Below are 16,906 nucleotides of genomic sequence, written 5' to 3' on the forward strand. Positions count from 1 at the left end.
TGTTCTTATTTTTTTCACAAAATAGCGTTTACAGCGGGTTATGCCATTTTTCCTAAATCACTGATTGAGAAGATTCATCATATGCTGATTACATTAACCATCCCCTTTCGTTCTTCTCTATTGCTCTTACAAGCCAGTTTGTCTTATGCTGCAGACCAGCCTTTCTAAGAAAAATAAAAGACAAAAAGCTCTTCAGGAAAAATACCTAAGAGCTTTTTGCGGCTAATTTTCTATTTCTTTGCTAGATGGCTTTCAAGTAAATGACAAGCTCCTGGCGATAGGCGCCATCTTCTAAATAATGATCCAGGTTGTGGAAATCATATTGGTATGTACCAAAAGGAAATGTAACACTTTCCCCTTTTACTGCTGCAAGAAGCCCTGCAACATCCATAGAAGTCATCTCCAACAGCTCCTGGCCCGTTTCAGTCACTACAAATATAACGTTCATTATTTCCTCCTTAAGCACCAATAAATAATGTTGCCTGTGCGATTGCCAGAAAAAAAGCTGCATTTTGGACAGGACTCTCAGACATTATTTCCAATGATATTGAGAAGCGGTCATTTTCTTCTTCATATACAGCAAGCCACCGTGCGACGATTGTGTCTCCGATTAAGAAATTCGACCATTCTTCCATTTCTTTATCGATTTTCATGTTTAGCTGCTCGCCTTTAATAAACAGCTCCGGTACACCGATCCGCCAATTTTCATATGTAATGATAAAATGTTGAGCTGTTTGGGAGTCTGCAGCTTCAAACCAAAGACGCCCTTTTCTCTGTACTTTTCTGCAAACAAAGCTGTCTTCTCCAGAAACACTTTTTACCACATACTTTACAAAATAGCGATAGTCAAAATAGGCATCCACCAGTTTTTTTAACTTATTATCATACATCCGGTTAACCGTATATTCATGCTGGTCATTTAAATATACTGGTATATCCTCTGTAGAATTGAGCTTCGCAGGTACTTTATATACGTAAGTGTTCATATAGTCAATCCTTTAAAAATGTAGTTGAGCTTCTTCCAGACCCGTTCTAAAAAGTACTGGTTTCTGTCATATTTCTCCCGTTTCTCGTACGCTTCATCCGGATGGTTTGTAATGATTCCTTCAACCTCCTGTTCTAAAAACCGCTGGATTTCGGGATCATCATTCACTGTCCATACAAAGAGCGGTTTTCCCCATTCCTTAGCCTTTTCGATCAAGCTGTCTGTGATGAAGTATTGATCAATCGAGACAAAATCGAATTCTGTTTCAGGAATCGATCCAACATTTAATGCATAAACAGCCCCTACCTTTAATCTTGGCTCCAGCTCTTTTATTTGTTTACAAACAGGGTAATAAAGCGACTGAATATAATGTACATCTAGTGCCTTATATTTATCAAGTAAAGCAATTAACCTCTCAGCCATATCCGCCGTTTCATGCCCATGTGTTTTAACTTCAATGAGCAGCTGGATATTGTACTCTCTGCTTTTTTCAAGCATTTGTTCTAACGACGGAATGTACTCGCCTTTCCCATCAGCCCATATTCTCGTTTCCATCAGTTCCTTTTGAGTCTTTTCATAAACTTTGTCACTTTCGCCGGCAAGCCTCATTAAATCTGGATCATGATACACTACAAACTTCCCGTCTTTTGTTTGCTGTATATCAATTTCTACGAAGTCCGCTCCGTTTTTAGCAGCAGATTTGAGGGCACTGATTGTATTTTCTACCTCTTTATCCTTAAATCCTCTATGTGCTATGACTTTTGTAGAAGGCTCATAAATGGTCTCTTCTAGATGACTAATATTGAACCAGCTGCCAAACAAATATATAACAGCTGCAAGAGCCACTATCCAATACATGACTGTTCTCCGTATAGTTTTCGTCTGTATAATTTGTGGTTTTTCATCAGTCAGCTTAAAGGATACGAGAACTAATAGGTGGGAAATCACCGCCTGTAAAAGAGAGAATGCGAGTAATGCTATACCCTCGGCAAAAGTAAGCGTAAAAGCGGCTGTTATAATCGCATGGTCTGGATCATGCCGTTCCACGAATAATAATGGAGTAAAAACAATAGCTAAAACAACTAATGAAATAATCGTATGGACTGCCACTACTACCACTAGCATGGCAAGTGTTTTAACTAACTTTCCCTTGGAAAACCGCCAGCTCATTTTCATTGCATCCCATATTGTTGCCTGTTGGTATACAGTATAAAACGGAAGCATAAAGATGAGACGCGCTCCTATAAAGAGTATAGCAATAATCACTGCAAAATAAATGATTTTCCCCTCTGCCGAAGATATCAATCCATCTGCAATAAAATACGGAATCTGAAGGTGCTGCGTTATAGAAAGAGGCAATACCGAAGAAATCAGAGGAACAATAAGCAATGAAAATACTGCAAATAATAATATCTCAAAGCAAACAAAATAGGATGCTTTCTGATTTAATCTTTTCCATAATCCAAATAATGAATACGGGATTGCCTTTTGCTGGTGATACGACAGCAGCATTAAAAATCCCATCTCATAATATGTGAACAGGAGAATAATAAGACCCATAACAGACAGTAAGGCTAAGCTTAGCGGATTAGTTAACAGCTGGCCTATATTTTCCTTTGTTATGCTTTGAAATCCTAAAAAGTCTAATAAAAATACAAACAATAAATAAATGAGCGGCAATACGACAACTAACTGAAATAATCTTACCGCTGCAAACGACCGGATATAATCTACCCGGTAATAATAAATAGTACTGAATACAAGTTTAAGTAAACGCTGTATACGTTCCAAAATCCCACCACCTTAAAACAACTTCATCTTTTATATTATTTCCTAGAATAATAAATACAAAACCTTTACGCCGTTTCCTAGGTGATGAAATTGGTTTTCTACAAAAAAAACAGATAAAGCCTCAGAAGGACTTTATCTGTTCCAAACTTCTCATACATTTACTGGGGAGAAGAATTCGTTATATAAAGCTTTTAAAATTTGTTCTTCAAACTGACTATATACGCCAAAAACGACACTTACTTCTGAGGACCCCTGATTAATCATCTCAATATTAGCACCCGTAGAAGAAATAGCCGTTGTTGCCCGTGCAGCAAGTCCTGTATTATTACGCATGCCCTCTCCAACAATAACTATCATGGAAAAACCATGGCGGAAATAAGCCGCATCTGCATGCAATTCTTCTTTTACACGACGGACAATACGCTCTTCCTTTTCAGGAGTCAGCTGTATAGAGCGCATAATTACCGATATATCGTCTAGCCCGGATGGCGTATGCTCATAAGAAATATTTTCTTCCTCGATAATTTGGAGGAGCTTACGACCAAAGCCTATTTCACGGTTCATTAAATATTTTGATACATAAAGAGTTGAGAACCCGCTATCTGCTGAAATCCCTGTCACAGGCCGTGCCTGCTCTGTGCGGACTGGTACAATGCGCGTACCCGGTGCAGAAGGGTTATTTGTATTTTTTATATTCACTGGAATCCCTTGTTTATATACCGGCATCAATGCTTCATCATGAAATACAGCAAATCCTGCATATGATAATTCACGCATTTCGCGGTATGTGATCTCCTTAATTTCTGCTGGGTTGTTAATAACTTTCGGATTGGCGGAAAACACACAGTCCACATCCGTAAAGTTTTCATATAAATCGGCACCTACCGCAGAGGCTAAAATGGAACCTGTAATATCCGAACCGCCACGGTCAAAAGTACGTAAAACACCATTTTTTGTATAACCAAAGAATCCAGGGAAAATAATAACTTCCTCTGTTTTCTTTAACTGACTTAAATTATCATAAGCTTCCGGCAAGGCAAACGTACGTTCAGGAGGATCATTTAAAATAAGAGTACCTTTAGGACTTACATACCGTGCAGGAATACCTTGTGAATTGAAATATGCGGCAATAAGCTTTGCATTATTGTCTTCACCGCTTGCTTTGACATTGTCAATAAAACGATCCCTGTTAGACTTATCTCCCGCTACGCGTTCCTCTAAATCTGTCGCAATGATTTCAGCCATCATATGATCCAGTCCTAAACCAGCTGCTATATCATCGTAGCGTTTCACAACCGTCGCAATTTTTGCTTCTACATCACCGTTCAGTAAGGCCGTTTCTGCTAAATCTATTAATAAGTCCGTCACTTTAATGTCTTCGCTTGAACGTTTTCCAGGAGCTGAAACAGCAACTACTTTTCGTTCAGGATTCGATTTAACAATGTTAAATACTTTTTTAATTTGTTCTGCATTTGCGACGGAAGTACCGCCAAATTTACATACTATCATTTCACCAGATCCTTACTTATAATGTTGTTGTACTTCTAGAAAAAACATTTGACTTTTCACAGTGTACAAACTATACACTCATTAGTCAAGAGAATTCTCAAAATTCAAGCTAATAATCTACACAAAGCATGACCTATTTACGGACCCGTTTTCTTATTATATGTAATCCTGTTTTAAATAGTAAGCTATTTGCACTTACAAAAGCAAAAATTACATAATGGATAAAAAATAGCACCAACATTAGGAAAACGCCCAAGGTTGGTACTTTTAATGCTACTTTTTCGGTTGTTTGATGGGCGTAAATACAAACTCTAGTTTTTCTCCTACAAGCTTCAGCTTCGCCTTCCCTTTCTTACCACTTTTCCAAGTAAATCGAATGTCCCTTGTTTCTTTTCCAGCCAATAATTTTTTCATATCGGTAGGTGTAATTTTTCCCTTCATCAACGTTTTACTGATAAAGAATTTGCATCCTTTGTTTGAGCAGTTATATCCTTTGAATCCTTCTACCACCTGTTCACCACAGCTGACACAGCTGCCTACAACAACCACCTGTTTGTCCGGCACGGCCATTTCAAGGTTTTTCATTCTATCGGTTGTTCCCTGAATGAACTGCTTCATTTCACCATAAAACTGCCCAGAATCAAGGGTACCGTCAACAATGTCCTTCAGCTTTTTGCTCCATATGGCCGTCAGAACAGGTGAAACAACATCATGATCTCCAAGACTCGTAATGACATCAATTCCGAAATCCGTAGCCGCTAAACTTTTCCCTTCACGAGACATCATGCCAATGGAAAGCAGCTTTTCAATAATCTCTGCTCTAGTAGCACTTGTACCAATACCTTCCGCATCCTTTAGGATAGCCTGCAGCTTTTTATCCTCCACAAAGCGGCCCGCATGAAACATAGCATCCAGCAGCGTACTGTCTGTATAGCGCGGAGGCGGCTCCGTCATTTTTGATAATATCTGGTGGGCGAGAACCGTTAGTGTGTCTCCCTCTTTCATCATAGGTAACGGCTTTTCTTCCTTTTTTCTATGTGAATCATATAATACCGTATAACCCTTATCAATGACAATATGTCCATTTGCTTTAAATTGTTCTTTTCCACATAGAAGAGTGACGTTTGTTTTATCCACTATATAAGGTGGAAGGAAAATAGCAAGCAGGCGCTTAACAATCAAGTCATAAATTTTTGCTTCCCCTGGTGTCAGGCTTTTTCGCCCGAGGGGAACATCAGTAATAGTGATAGCATGATGGTCTGTTAGTTTTTTATCATCAACATAACGTTTAGAATGCATTACTTTTTGTATATGTGATTGGTTATTTAAAACGGCATTAGCGATTTGCGTAAAGTGCGGAACACTTGCTGCAGCCTTTAAATTGCCCGAAATCTCCTTGGCAAATGCAGTAGGCAGATGTTTCGATTCTGTACGCGGATACGTAATAAGTTTCTTTTCATACAAACTTTGAGCTATTTTTAATGTTTCAGAGGAAGTAAAGCCGAAAAACTTATTGGCCTCTTTCTGCAGCTCAAGAAGTGAATGTAAACTCGGCGCGAACAGCGTTTTCCTCTCGGTCTCAATAACAGCAACGTAAGCTGTTTCCGTCAGCTTTCGCTGGACAGCCTGTGCTGCTTCAATTGTTTCAAATTTATTCGTTTTGGCAGCCGGATCATACCATAACGCCTTGAAATCCCCAAAATCAAGCTCCAGCTGAAAATAAGGTACTGGAACAAAATGGCGTATTTCAAGCTCCCTTTTTACGACAATAGCAAGTGTCGGGGTCATGACACGGCCAATCTTAATCGTTCTTCCACCCTTTACCGTAGCAGCCCGTGTTAAATTCAATCCAACAAGCCAATCAAAAATCATGCGGTACATAGCTGCATTACGCAAGTTTTTTATAAGAATATCATTCTCATCAATTAAATGCTCAAGTGCATGTCGGATGGCCGGATCGGTTGTCTGGGAAGTCCAAAATCGTTTTACAGGGAGCTTACAGCCAGTTTTTTTATAGAAGGAGTAAAAGATATTTTCCCCTTCCATCCCGGCATCACAAGCGTTTATTAAAAAGTCATATTCATTCGTTTTAAGGAGTGTTTCGATGTCCTTGAATACTTTATAAGCGCTTTTTTTTACTCGGAATTCGTATTTTACAGGCATCATCGGCAACATGTCAAGACTCCATTTTTTCCATTCAGCATGGTATTCATGAGGTTCCTTTAATTCTACTACATGCCCGACAAAAGCGGCAAAATCGATTTCATATGGTAAGCTCATCTTCTTATATACTTTTTGTATATCGCGCATTAAAGATGGCTTCTCGGCGATAAGTAATGCCCTCATTTGGACGACCCCCTTCGAGGTAAGTATAATAAAGAACATACGTTTTTGTAAATGGGCATGAATAGACTTCTGTATCTTATAGTTGAATAAGTTTAAGATGGGTTATATAGAATAAGGCAGCTCCCTCTCTTATTCACTCATAATTGTGATGCTTTACTTACTTATATTTCCCGGGGCATATTTTCTATTATAAGAAAACGACTTGTGCGATAATTTTATATACACTTTAGAGAAAATATTATCTCAATCTAGATATCAATTCTCTTAAGATGATATAATAAACACGCAAAGAGAAGGGGGAGAATAATGAAGCCTACAAAAAGAACGATTTTGTGGATTGTTCCTATCTTGATTATCGCTATTTTCTATTATTTTTATGGCCCGAAGGATGAAGTAACAGAAAACAAGGATATTGAAATGATAAAAGGTCAATTATTAGCGGAAAATAGTAATATGACTATTGGTGAGGCTTTTAATCGCTATTGCAGTAAAAACGAATGGGTCTATTTCGAAACGCAAAAAAGACAAAAAGTGGTGGAATACAAAGGAGAATGTCCGGTAAAGGAGGCTACTCAGCCTGTTAACCTCCAATTTTTGGTAGAGGATAACAACAGCTATGTCATAGGTGTTTTGCTGCTCAATCATGTACAGCAAACACCAGAAGAGAGGGAAAGCTTTATTCAATCAGTATATGAACAGGTCGAAGCACACTAAGGCATCTGTTTAGCTGAAGAATTTTCCGAAGCAACGAGCTGTTATTTTAAAAAGCTATCTGGTAACCTCTTTTTCGTTGAAGAATGGATACTATTGATAGGTGACAGAAATAAAAATAGACATCACTATACATATGGACAATTAGAGGTAGCTTTGTCGCTATTCCGTAAAAAGACACTGTATTTTATCTTCTCAGCGTTTAATGAATATGAAAAAGGCTGATTCGCCCCTTCCCGCGGACGAATCAGCCTTATTTTAATTGGCTTCCATTATTATTAATTCTAATTTACGGATTTCAGTTAGTACTAACCGAATATGCTCCTCCAAAATAGAAACTTTTTTTGTATCATTCTCTTTAACGGATTCTAATTGATTACGCTGCTGTACCAATTCTTCAAGCTGATCAAGTTTGTTTAAATATTCAATACTCTTTTGCATATAATCCCCTCTCCCCCTACGAAAAAACAAACCGAAAATATTCATTAAATTATAATAAACATATACCCCTAAAGTCTAATCAATAATCTACAAAACCATTACTTTTTTCTAATATTTTTACATTCCTTAATCTCTATTACCTAGTTTTCTCAGCTTACTACGTAACCGGTATTTTCTTTTCCGGATGGCTTCTATTGAAATACCGATTTCTTTTGCTATCTCATTGTTTGTTTTCTGATCTACAAAAATAGCATGCAATAATTGTTTTTCCTCCTGAGTCAGCTCTTTAAACATGTTTTCTAATATTGTGTTGGAAGCAGGAAATTCCTTCGTGCTTTCGAGATGGAAAAGGAGTGTTTCATCAGCTGTCGGAATAAACATCTCCTCTCTTTTGGCATAATAGCGAAGGGCATCAATCACATCGTACCGCATTTGATTATAAAGATATGCTTTAAAATTATATTTACTCTTATCATAGTTGGAATATGCCTTCCATAAGGCAATTAAAGCAATTTGTCTATATTCATCCTGATTTTTATAAATACCGCATTTTTGAAGTATTTTTTCAATCATCGGCTTCATTTCCACAACAAGCTCTTCAAATTCCATCGAATTGTCCTTTGGGAAACATGCATGGTTCGGTTTATTCCTAGGTAAACCAACCATACAAGAGTTTTTTCTCTCATACAAAATACGTTTTTTAAAGAAAAACAATAAAAAAAATCCTTACGTTTACGTTTTCTTATTGTTAGTGTGAATTTTTTTATAATTGCCTTTATTTCGTTAATTTTCATTTCGACTTTCTTAAACTGAGTTGACAAAAGAAGTATTGTCGTGCATTCTTATACTCAAATATAAAAAAGCATAGTGAAGACTAGTAAGCGACACTTGGCTGCAACAGAGAGCGACACCCGCAGGCTGGAAGGTGCGTGTATGCAAAAGACGCTGAACCTGCTTCGACCACGCTCCTGGCAAAACCAGGCGCCGGCTCAGCGTTAAGAGATAAGTGGAATGCAGTTGCATTCAATTTAGGTGGTACCACGGAAGCCCTTTTTCGTCCTATTCAATAGGCGAAGAAGGGCTTTTTTAATATTTGTGAACCGTTGATAAAACGTGGCCCCTTTTAGGGAAATCACATAAATGGAGGCAAAGTGTTATGGAAAGAAAACGAATTGTCGTAAAAATCGGAAGCAGTTCACTGACAAATGCAAAGGGAGAAATTGACAAACAGAAATTTATGGATCATATCCAGGCAATCGCTAAATTAAAGCAGCTTGGACATGATATCCTACTCGTATCATCTGGAGCTGTCGCTGCTGGCTTTCGTATGCTTGGCTACTCATCACGCCCGGTTACGATTAAAGGAAAGCAGGCTGCCGCAGCTGTAGGGCAGAGCCTGTTGATTGGAAGGTATACAGAGGCTTTTAGTAAGTATGGCATTATACCTGCCCAAATCTTATTAACGCGCCATGATTTCAGTGAAAAAAAACGCTATAAAAATGCTTATGCTACATTTGCAGAACTGCTGGATCGTTCGATTCTTCCAATTATTAATGAAAATGATACCGTATCGGTTACAGAATTGACTTTCGGAGACAACGACATGCTGTCAGCGCTTGTAAGCGGCCTTGTCCATGCGGATCATCTCATTATTCTGACAGATGTTAATGGTCTGTATGATGCAAATCCACTAAAAAATCGAGAAGCGAAACGAATTGACCGTATTGCAGAAATAACAGATGAAATGCTTGGCTTTGCAAGTGGAACAGCTTCAAAAGTAGGAACAGGCGGCATGCAGTCTAAGCTTATCGCTGCACGCTACGCAATGAATGCAGGTGTAAAGGTATTCATCGGTAATGGGACGGGGGAAAATAAGCTAACGGCAATTTTGGAAGGCCACGGAGATGGTACCTATGTTGAAAGTGAGTCTTGCTCTATTCTGCCCATGAACAAACAATGGCTAACCCTTACTGAGGTAAGCGGAAAGCTCTTTATCGATGATGGAGCCGTAAAAGCTATCACAACCGGTGGTAAGTCTTTGCTCCCTGCTGGTATTTACGCTTTTGAAGGGCATTTTGAAAAGGGAGATGTAGTCGAAGTGTACGACCGGCATATTTTAATTGGCCGCGGAGAAACTCTCTATTCCAGTGACTTGCTTGAAAAAGCGATGGGAAAACGTACCGGTGAAACCGATTGCCCAATAGAGGTCGTCATTCATCGAAATAACTGGGTAGAAGTATAAGGAGGACATTATGAGTACAATTATTGACAATGAAGTAATGGAAAAAGGAAAACGAGCTAAAGCTGCGAGTTTTGTCATGAATACCAAGACGACCGTGGAAAAAAATGCGGCGTTGCTGGCTATTGCCGACCAGTTAGAGCAAGACAAAAAGAAAATCATGATGGAAAATGAAAAAGATTTACAAGATGGAAAGGAATCTGGGCTTGCAACCGCTACGCTAGACCGTATTATGCTAAATGAAGAGCGGATCAGCGCTATGAGCGAGGCTATCCGCCTGCTTGTAGAATTGCCTGACCCTGTTGGTGAAGTGCTTGAAGACATTACGAAGGAAAATAGCCTTCATATTTTGAAAAAGCGGGTGCCTCTTGGAGTGATCGGGATGATCTATGAAGCGCGCCCTAATGTGACGGTCGATGCTGCAACCCTTTCCTTAAAGACGGGAAATGCTGTACTGCTGCGCGGCTCTTCTTCTGCCAGATTTTCAAATATCGCGCTAGTCGCATCCATTCACCGTGCGTTAGAAAAGGCTTCTTTCCCGCAGGATGCCGTCTTGCTTATTGAAGACACATCCCGTGAAACAGCTAAATCATTATTTAACCTAAACGAATATTTAGATGTCCTTATTCCGCGCGGAGGAAAAAAGCTGATTGACCTTGTCGTACGTGAAGCGAGTGTTCCAGTGCTGGAAACAGGTGCCGGTAACTGTCATATATTCATCGATGCATCAGCCAATTACGATATGGCAGTAAAAATTACTTTAAACGCAAAGACACAGCGCCCTTCTGTTTGTAATGCGGCTGAAAGTCTGCTGATCCACAAAGAGTTTTTCAGGATACATGGAGAGCAGCTATTAGCTATGCTTTCTGATGCAGGCATTAAAATATACGGTGATGACAAAGTATGCAGCGTATTGCCTGCTGCCCTCCAAGCGTCCGAAGACCATTATGCCGAAGAATTTCTTGATTTAACGATCAGTGTAAAGATTGTGGATTCTATAGAAGAAGCGATTCTTCATATAAACAGATTCGGTACAAACCATTCAGAAGCAATTATAACGGAAAGCAGTAAGAATGCTAAATGCTTCCTGAACTCGGTAGACGCAGCAGCCGTTTATCATAATGCTTCTACACGCTTTACAGACGGCTTTGAATTCGGATACGGTGCGGAAATCGGGATTTCCACACAAAAGCTCCATGCACGTGGTCCGATGGGTCTCCCTGCTTTAACTTCAACTAAATACTATGTGTTCGGCGATGGCCAGACGCGTGGGTAATCTTTAGACGTCTATTTTCTAATGGACGTCTCTTTACTTAGCAAATACGTTATTTATAGACAAGTAATTATCATAAAAGAAGTTTTACTAGGTAAAAAGGTTTGTTTCGCGAAATTGAAAATTGAATACGCATAATTCATGGCAAGATTTGCGGAAATAGCAGTGGAAAATGCGCATTTATTTTTTCACCTACAGTTAATTGTTATGTTTAAACACATATCTTCGTGGAAAAACACCAGTATAGTACAAGGTTTTTTAACCATTCTAAAAGAAGGTCCTTTTTCAGTAGCAATTAGAGTAAAAATCTAACAAAAAGAAGGTAATCACATGAAAATCGTGGCAATCAACGGTAGCCTGCGAAAAGGCTCATACAACGGCAAGTTAATCGATGTTGTGAAAGCAAAATGTCCGGATAATATTACATTTGAAACAGCATCCATTGATGAACTGCCATTATTTAATGAAGATTTAGAAGCATCGCCTCCCGATCGCGTTCTCTCCTTTAAAGAGCAATTGGCAAACGCCGATATCCTCCTATTTGCCACGCCAAATTATAACGGGTCCATTCCGGGAGTATTAAAAAATGCGATTGATTGGGCATCCCGTTCCTATGACGGCCACCCAAATTCCTTAAGCGGAAAAATCGGAATGATAGTTGGAGCAACACCGGGCATGTCAGGTACACTTCCCGCTCAGATGCATTTGGCGGAAATTCTGTCGCTGCTCAATGTGATGCTTGCCCCTCAGCCTCGTGTCATGGTATCGAATGCTCATGAAAAAACCAATGAAGAAGGTAAACTTGTGCTCGACGAGTTGAACGCCAAAGCGTTGGACAGTCTGCTGACTCGTACAATTAATTTAGCAAATAATCAATAAAGCTGGCAGAAGTCGCCAGCTTTTTTGTTGTTTTGTCACCTTATTATCTTATTATTCGAAATATATATTCAAAATACTGTTACATTTGCTATATTGATAGTGACAGGAGGATGTTACAGTGAATATAACAGCAATGATAAAATTAACCATTTCAATGGCTATTTTCGGATCAATCGGTTTTTTTACAATACATACAGGTATACCAGCAGTAGAGCTCGTATTCATCCGATGTATTTGTGCGACGCTCTTTCTCGGGAGTTTGTGGATTGCTACCGGTGGTCATAAATCAGAAAAGTGGGAAAAGCTTGAGGTCGGAAAGACATTAATTTGCGGCGTTTTTATTGTACTGAATTGGGTTTTTCTCTTTAAGGCATTTGAAGAAATGTCCATTTCGATCGCCATCTCTATTTACAATCTGGCGCCGATTTTCGTGCTCATTTTAGGAGCAGTTCTATTGGCAGAGAAAATGACGTTCGGCGCGATACTCGCAACAATTGTTTGCTTTATTGGCAGTATTTTTATCGTAGGTATCGATAATTTTACCTCTATAAATGATTTCATTAGTTCCGGCTTTATATGGGCAATTCTTTCGGCCATATGTTATGCACTCACGATGTTTATGAGCAAAACAATTACCGGATTGTCGTCCTATGCCCTGACTTTCATCCAGACCACGGTCGGTATTTTTATGTTGGCACCCTTCTGTGATTTTAGTGTGTTCAACGGACTGACAACATCTAATTGGCTCTATATCGCAGGTACAGGTCTTATTCATACCGGTTTTGTTTATTATTTATTTTTTGACAGTATCCGTAATCTATCAACGGTTGTCGTTTCGGTACTAGTTTTCGTCGATCCGGTTGTTGCAATTTTATTGGATGTCATACTGCTATCTTTCCGCCCTACTCTATTCCAAGTATTCGGTATCCTGCTGATTTTTGGAGCCATAATTTATACAATCTATCAGCCACCTCAAAAAACTGTTATATCGGATGAAAAAGGATAATATTATTCAAAAAAGCTGTCCAATAAGCAAAACTTATCGGACAGCCCCTCTTTTTTTATATTCATAGCATTTTTTTGCATCCATCACGCCAATAAAGCAGTATATTTGCTGCAAATAATCCCATATAACATATCGGCCGCTTTTCCCGCTTCCCGCTCACAGTAAAAGTGCTTGGAAAATAGCGATACAAACCGCGCCGGCTACCGGCATAAATGTAAATTTTATAAGACCTCCTGCAGAAGAAATTCCGTCTGTCAGAGGGTCTTTTGCCGGGGAAGCAAGATAGGCAAGGAAGTGTTCCCATCTATTGCGTTTACGGTGGTGGGCTAATTTTACCGGAATGTCCACCTTGTACTCATCCAACTGCCTCCTTAGCTGCTCTTCTTTTTTGAACTCATCCTTCAGCATGATAGTCTCCTTTCAATTGTTCTTTTAAGGATTTCATTGCAGCATGCATCCTTGATTTTACGGTACCTACCGGGATGGACAACACTTGAGCGATCTCCTCCTGCGGTAAATCGTGGTAGTAGGCAAGCAGGATGACAGCCCGTTGCTTTTCCGGTAAGATGGCAATTGCCTGCTGGATTGTCAACTTTTCCTCCGCTGAAAAGGATGCTGTATTTACAGGAATGAGGAAAGGGAGAAGTGTACGCCACTTTTTGCGTCTATTCAGCTTATTTAGAAGAAGCCTATAGCTGATTTGGAATATGTATGATTTGACTGTTCCTTTGCTGCTATCAAAATTGCTATGTGTTTTTTGCAATACTTCAAAGGTATCATGAACAATATCCATACTTAGCTGCTCTTCCCGCGTATACCGGAACAGGAAGCTATATAGAGCTTCATACATTCTTTCATATAAGATGCCGAATGCTTCCCTGTTACCTTGCTGATAGGCTGTCATCCACTCCTCATTGCTTTTCATCCTGCTCTCCTCCCAAGTGAGCCCCTATAGACTTGAGCGTCACTGACAAGCGAGAGATTAGATAACACACGGTTACAATGACCCAGGCTTGAGACTGATTCGTGAAAAACTGGACAAATGGACTGTCAATCGTCTGTCCGAACGACAGGACTATATTTAGTGCCTGTACACAAACAATTGTGTAGATCGCTACGACAAGAGTCATTGTATCAAATACATTCCAGCGTAGAAAAATGGTTGTTTTCTTATAATTAATTTTGCCGTTTTCGCGTACTATGTACTTCCGATCAAACGGGATGGCAATAGCCATTAATACCGAAATCCATACCCCCATCATTGTCAATGAAATAATCCATCCAATTTCCATCCTAATCACCCTATCCTTCGAATGTATGTGATCTTTTCTCTATTTACGTACATTCCATATTTACTTTCAATAACTATACAAATGGCGGGATGAAAAGGTTCATTTTATTTCAGTTATTTTTCGTCCGGCTTTGAACAACAGCGGAATCAATGACAAAACAGCTCCGCCTACTATGATTGTCGAAAGCAATAGTTCCCATGGTGTGACGGTGTTCTCCGCATACATATGAGATAAAATAAAGCAATTGACCGGAATGTTCAGCAAGATTCCAGTCACCAATCCTGGCGCATATTTTTTCATTAAGATTGCAGCTGCTAGATGTGGAAAAACAGCATTTATAATCATTGAGCCTAAAAAACCGATGAATATCCATTTTGTTAAATTTGCATATGGCCAAATCAGATAGCTGATTGCAGATAAATAAGCTATCACTGTTATAATCGTTACAGCAAAGCGAAATTCTCCCTCTGCCACAGATTTTTGAACTCGTGAAGATTGCCGGGACCATGCTGGAAGCCAAATTGCTTCTTCGAGGTTATGTAATGTAATTGCTATACAAAAAAGTACAATAAGAAATTCCATCTTACTTCCGCCTCCTATAAGACTGAATAGGAAAATAACCTGTAGTTTCCTTTTTTTCAATATAGCATAAGATATCTTATTACCAAAATTAGGTTTTTAATAAACTTTTATTCTTCAGTCTATCTGGAAATCATCGTAGGTTATTACTTTTTTCTCTCTTTGAATAAAGGAGTGGATCAATGATAGGGTAGTTTTATAAGATTGTTCATGATAGGCGGGCCCGTAAGGATCAGCAAATCCATGACAGCCTTCGACTATATGCACAAAAATATTTTCCGCTGTCAGACTCGCAGCGAGTTTTTTGACATCAAAAGACTTTTCCTCTTCTCCATAGACAAGCAGTACAGGACATGCAGGCTCTATATTCAGGGCATCTCTGATACGTGAGCCATAAACCCCCGAAACGGTTGTTACTTCCTTCATCCTGCTGCATAACCAGGCAACTGTAGCTCCTATACTAAATCCAACAACGTGGATTTCTTCATAATGGACACTCTCCTGTTTAATGAGAGACGAAATTTCTTCGGATGCCTGATCAAAGCCAATTTGATTTATGAAATGCGTATAAGCCGCCTGCTCATCGTCGTAGGTGAATGCCTTCTCCTTGTGAATAAAATTTGGACAAAGAATATCATAGCCGGTACGAAAAAAATGCTCTGCATATTGCCGGATATGATCGTTGAGTCCATAAATTTCATGTAATAAGATAATTGATTTTTTAGATCCGCCTTCCAACCGAAGCATTATTATTCCTCCTATAAAGAGGCTGCCGTTACTTAGTTCATTAGTAACGGCAGCCTTTTTTGCTGTATTATTTTTATCGGATAGGAAAATGCATACTCAAGCGCTCATTCCAAGCCCAATAATTGACCTTTTGCCCGTAATAAAGCTAACCTGTTATTTTTCGAGTTATTTAAAAAGTTCCGGATAAACTGTTTCTGCGACTAGTTTAACGGCATCGCCGATTCTTGTTGCAGGGCGGCTTAATATATTGCTATCCAGCTGGTATACTTCCCCATTTTTGATGGCTTGGATTGTATTCCAGCTTGCACGCGACTTGATTTCTCCGATTGGGTCTTCCGTATAGTTAACTGTCGTAATAATTAGCTCCGGATTTTTTGTAATGACATCTTCCTCTGCAACGCTGAACCAGCCTGCTTGATCAGCAAAGATATTCTCCACACCTGCAGCTTCTAAAATTTCATTTTGGAATGTTTCAGAAGCAGACGTCCAAATTTCCGGAGCAGGTGAGATTTCAAGATACACTTTTTTCTTTGTTTCTACCGCTGCTGTTTTTTCCTCTATATCTTTAATTTGTGTTTGAATTTCTTCAATGATATCGTCTGCTTTTTCCGTCTTTCCTACAACGTCACCAAGTTGTTCGATATCTCCGTATACATCTTCAAATGTAGCAGCAGATTTGATAACAAACACCTGTAGTCCCGCATCCTCCAATTGAGCAACTTGCGATTCGTCGCCGCTTGTATAGGCAATTACAACATCAGGATTCAGTTCAACGATTCGCTCAGCATTAATTACAGTAGAAGTCGATACACGTTCAATGTCATTAGCCGCTTCCGGGTATGTATCATAGTCTGTAGCTCCGATAATTTTATCGCCGACACCCAGGGAAAATAGGATTTCTGTATTGCTCGGCTGAAGGGAAACAATCGTTTCCGGCGTTTTATCAAATGTAATTTCCTTGCCCCGGTCATCGACGACTGTATATGTGGTAGTTTCCTTCTCCGCCGTATCGCCTGTCTTTTTCTCATCAGTTGCTTGGTCGCTGTTGCAGGCTGCCAATAATAGCATCGCTGCTAAAGGCACTGTGTATTTCATGTTGAACTTCATA

18 protein-coding genes are annotated in these 16,906 nt (G+C 39.3%); 5 read left to right on the forward strand and 13 right to left on the reverse strand.

Annotation, left to right across the window (positions count from 1 at the left end; genetic code table 11):
* Positions 1 to 241: 241 nt before the first annotated feature.
* The 5 genes from BOD01S_RS05690 to BOD01S_RS05710 form a co-directional block, all read right to left on the reverse strand.
* Positions 242 to 448: a hypothetical protein gene (locus BOD01S_RS05690; protein ID WP_036158567.1), complete on the reverse strand. Its 207-nt coding sequence runs from the start codon at positions 446 to 448 to the stop codon at positions 242 to 244.
* Positions 449 to 458: 10 nt separating this feature from the next.
* Positions 459 to 986, reverse strand: a complete 528-nt coding sequence (locus BOD01S_RS05695) for a tubby C-terminal domain-like protein (RefSeq protein ID WP_036158564.1) — start codon at positions 984 to 986, stop codon at positions 459 to 461.
* On the reverse strand, positions 983 to 2,776 hold the full coding sequence (locus BOD01S_RS05700; protein WP_036158561.1) for a glycerophosphoryl diester phosphodiesterase membrane domain-containing protein: 1,794 nt from the start codon (positions 2,774 to 2,776) through the stop codon (positions 983 to 985). The genes BOD01S_RS05695 and BOD01S_RS05700 overlap by 4 nt, the downstream gene beginning before the upstream one ends.
* 150 nt (positions 2,777 to 2,926) lie before the next feature.
* The gene (locus BOD01S_RS05705) at positions 2,927 to 4,285 is read right to left on the reverse strand and encodes an aspartate kinase (RefSeq protein WP_036158557.1); all 1,359 of its coding nucleotides are present in this window, start codon (positions 4,283 to 4,285) and stop codon (positions 2,927 to 2,929) included.
* A gap of 273 nt (positions 4,286 to 4,558) precedes the next feature.
* Positions 4,559 to 6,631, reverse strand: coding sequence for a DNA topoisomerase (locus BOD01S_RS05710; RefSeq protein WP_052124987.1), 2,073 nt, complete (start codon positions 6,629 to 6,631; stop codon positions 4,559 to 4,561).
* A 306-nt stretch (positions 6,632 to 6,937) separates the two neighbouring features.
* Between BOD01S_RS05710 and BOD01S_RS05715 the strand changes: the two genes are divergently transcribed.
* Positions 6,938 to 7,345 carry a hypothetical protein gene (locus tag BOD01S_RS05715; protein WP_036158554.1) on the forward strand — a complete coding sequence of 136 codons (408 nt, stop codon included), beginning with the start codon at positions 6,938 to 6,940 and terminating at the stop codon, positions 7,343 to 7,345.
* 255 nt (positions 7,346 to 7,600) lie between these two features.
* On the opposite strand, the gene BOD01S_RS05720 is transcribed toward BOD01S_RS05715, so the two are convergent.
* Together BOD01S_RS05720 and BOD01S_RS05725 are read right to left on the reverse strand one after the other, a co-directional pair.
* Entirely contained in the window at positions 7,601 to 7,783 is a 183-nt protein-coding gene (locus BOD01S_RS05720) for a hypothetical protein (RefSeq protein ID WP_036158551.1), read from the reverse strand.
* Positions 7,784 to 7,909: 126 nt separating this feature from the next.
* A complete protein-coding gene (locus tag BOD01S_RS05725) occupies positions 7,910 to 8,392 on the reverse strand; it encodes a sigma-70 family RNA polymerase sigma factor (RefSeq protein ID WP_036158548.1) in 483 nt (160 codons plus the stop codon).
* 547 nt (positions 8,393 to 8,939) lie between these two features.
* Here BOD01S_RS05725 and proB point away from each other — a divergent pair.
* The 4 genes from proB to BOD01S_RS05745 all read left to right on the forward strand — a co-directional run bounded on the left by proB (position 8,940) and on the right by BOD01S_RS05745 (position 13,180).
* Entirely contained in the window at positions 8,940 to 10,025 is a 1,086-nt protein-coding gene (gene proB / locus BOD01S_RS05730) for a glutamate 5-kinase (protein WP_036158544.1), read from the forward strand.
* 10 nt (positions 10,026 to 10,035) lie between these two features.
* The gene (locus BOD01S_RS05735) at positions 10,036 to 11,298 is read left to right on the forward strand and encodes a glutamate-5-semialdehyde dehydrogenase (RefSeq protein ID WP_169745641.1); all 1,263 of its coding nucleotides are present in this window, start codon (positions 10,036 to 10,038) and stop codon (positions 11,296 to 11,298) included.
* 327 nt (positions 11,299 to 11,625) lie between these two features.
* The gene (locus tag BOD01S_RS05740; protein WP_036158541.1) at positions 11,626 to 12,174 is read left to right on the forward strand and encodes an NADPH-dependent FMN reductase; all 549 of its coding nucleotides are present in this window, start codon (positions 11,626 to 11,628) and stop codon (positions 12,172 to 12,174) included.
* A 118-nt stretch (positions 12,175 to 12,292) separates the two neighbouring features.
* Positions 12,293 to 13,180: a DMT family transporter gene (locus tag BOD01S_RS05745; RefSeq protein ID WP_036158537.1), complete on the forward strand. Its 888-nt coding sequence runs from the start codon at positions 12,293 to 12,295 to the stop codon at positions 13,178 to 13,180.
* A gap of 156 nt (positions 13,181 to 13,336) precedes the next feature.
* Here BOD01S_RS05745 and BOD01S_RS05750 read toward each other — a convergent pair whose 3' ends face one another.
* From BOD01S_RS05750 to BOD01S_RS05775, 6 genes are all read right to left on the reverse strand, one after another.
* Positions 13,337 to 13,588: a hypothetical protein gene (locus tag BOD01S_RS05750; RefSeq protein ID WP_063180304.1), complete on the reverse strand. Its 252-nt coding sequence runs from the start codon at positions 13,586 to 13,588 to the stop codon at positions 13,337 to 13,339.
* On the reverse strand, positions 13,575 to 14,084 hold the full coding sequence (locus BOD01S_RS05755) for an RNA polymerase sigma factor (RefSeq protein WP_036159629.1): 510 nt from the start codon (positions 14,082 to 14,084) through the stop codon (positions 13,575 to 13,577). Before BOD01S_RS05755 ends, BOD01S_RS05750 begins: the two co-directional genes overlap by 14 nt.
* Before the next feature lie 7 nt (positions 14,085 to 14,091).
* Positions 14,092 to 14,472: a hypothetical protein gene (locus tag BOD01S_RS05760; protein ID WP_052124986.1), complete on the reverse strand. Its 381-nt coding sequence runs from the start codon at positions 14,470 to 14,472 to the stop codon at positions 14,092 to 14,094.
* Positions 14,473 to 14,571: 99 nt separating this feature from the next.
* The gene (locus BOD01S_RS05765; RefSeq protein ID WP_036158532.1) at positions 14,572 to 15,054 is read right to left on the reverse strand and encodes an HXXEE domain-containing protein; all 483 of its coding nucleotides are present in this window, start codon (positions 15,052 to 15,054) and stop codon (positions 14,572 to 14,574) included.
* Positions 15,055 to 15,168: 114 nt separating this feature from the next.
* On the reverse strand, positions 15,169 to 15,798 hold the full coding sequence (locus tag BOD01S_RS05770) for a dienelactone hydrolase family protein (RefSeq protein ID WP_036158530.1): 630 nt from the start codon (positions 15,796 to 15,798) through the stop codon (positions 15,169 to 15,171).
* A 165-nt stretch (positions 15,799 to 15,963) separates the two neighbouring features.
* Positions 15,964 to 16,905 (reverse strand): ABC transporter substrate-binding protein, encoded by a 942-nt coding sequence (locus BOD01S_RS05775; protein ID WP_036158527.1) that lies wholly within the window; start codon positions 16,903 to 16,905, stop codon positions 15,964 to 15,966.
* Between the last annotated feature and the right edge of the window lies 1 nt (position 16,906).

Source organism: Lysinibacillus odysseyi 34hs-1 = NBRC 100172 (assembly GCF_001591965.1).
Classification (GTDB): Bacteria; Bacillota; Bacilli; order Bacillales_A; family Planococcaceae; genus Lysinibacillus_B; species Lysinibacillus_B odysseyi.

Coding starts and splice junctions, on each gene's coding strand:
- BOD01S_RS05690 (WP_036158567.1), bottom strand. CDS start 448: ATGAACGTTATATTTGTAGTGACTGAAACGGGCCAGGAGCTGTTGGAG.
- BOD01S_RS05695 (WP_036158564.1), bottom strand. CDS start 986: ATGAACACTTACGTATATAAAGTACCTGCGAAGCTCAATTCTACAGAG.
- BOD01S_RS05705 (WP_036158557.1), bottom strand. CDS start 4,285: ATGATAGTATGTAAATTTGGCGGTACTTCCGTCGCAAATGCAGAACAA.
- BOD01S_RS05710 (WP_052124987.1), bottom strand. CDS start 6,631: ATGAGGGCATTACTTATCGCCGAGAAGCCATCTTTAATGCGCGATATA.
- BOD01S_RS05715 (WP_036158554.1), top strand. CDS start 6,938: ATGAAGCCTACAAAAAGAACGATTTTGTGGATTGTTCCTATCTTGATT.
- BOD01S_RS05720 (WP_036158551.1), bottom strand. CDS start 7,783: ATGCAAAAGAGTATTGAATATTTAAACAAACTTGATCAGCTTGAAGAA.
- BOD01S_RS05725 (WP_036158548.1), bottom strand. CDS start 8,392: ATGGAATTTGAAGAGCTTGTTGTGGAAATGAAGCCGATGATTGAAAAA.
- proB (WP_036158544.1), top strand. CDS start 8,940: ATGGAAAGAAAACGAATTGTCGTAAAAATCGGAAGCAGTTCACTGACA.
- BOD01S_RS05735 (WP_169745641.1), top strand. CDS start 10,036: ATGAGTACAATTATTGACAATGAAGTAATGGAAAAAGGAAAACGAGCT.
- BOD01S_RS05740 (WP_036158541.1), top strand. CDS start 11,626: ATGAAAATCGTGGCAATCAACGGTAGCCTGCGAAAAGGCTCATACAAC.
- BOD01S_RS05750 (WP_063180304.1), bottom strand. CDS start 13,588: ATGCTGAAGGATGAGTTCAAAAAAGAAGAGCAGCTAAGGAGGCAGTTG.
- BOD01S_RS05755 (WP_036159629.1), bottom strand. CDS start 14,084: ATGACAGCCTATCAGCAAGGTAACAGGGAAGCATTCGGCATCTTATAT.
- BOD01S_RS05760 (WP_052124986.1), bottom strand. CDS start 14,472: ATGGAAATTGGATGGATTATTTCATTGACAATGATGGGGGTATGGATT.
- BOD01S_RS05765 (WP_036158532.1), bottom strand. CDS start 15,054: ATGGAATTTCTTATTGTACTTTTTTGTATAGCAATTACATTACATAAC.
- BOD01S_RS05770 (WP_036158530.1), bottom strand. CDS start 15,798: ATGCTTCGGTTGGAAGGCGGATCTAAAAAATCAATTATCTTATTACAT.
- BOD01S_RS05775 (WP_036158527.1), bottom strand. CDS start 16,905: ATGAAGTTCAACATGAAATACACAGTGCCTTTAGCAGCGATGCTATTA.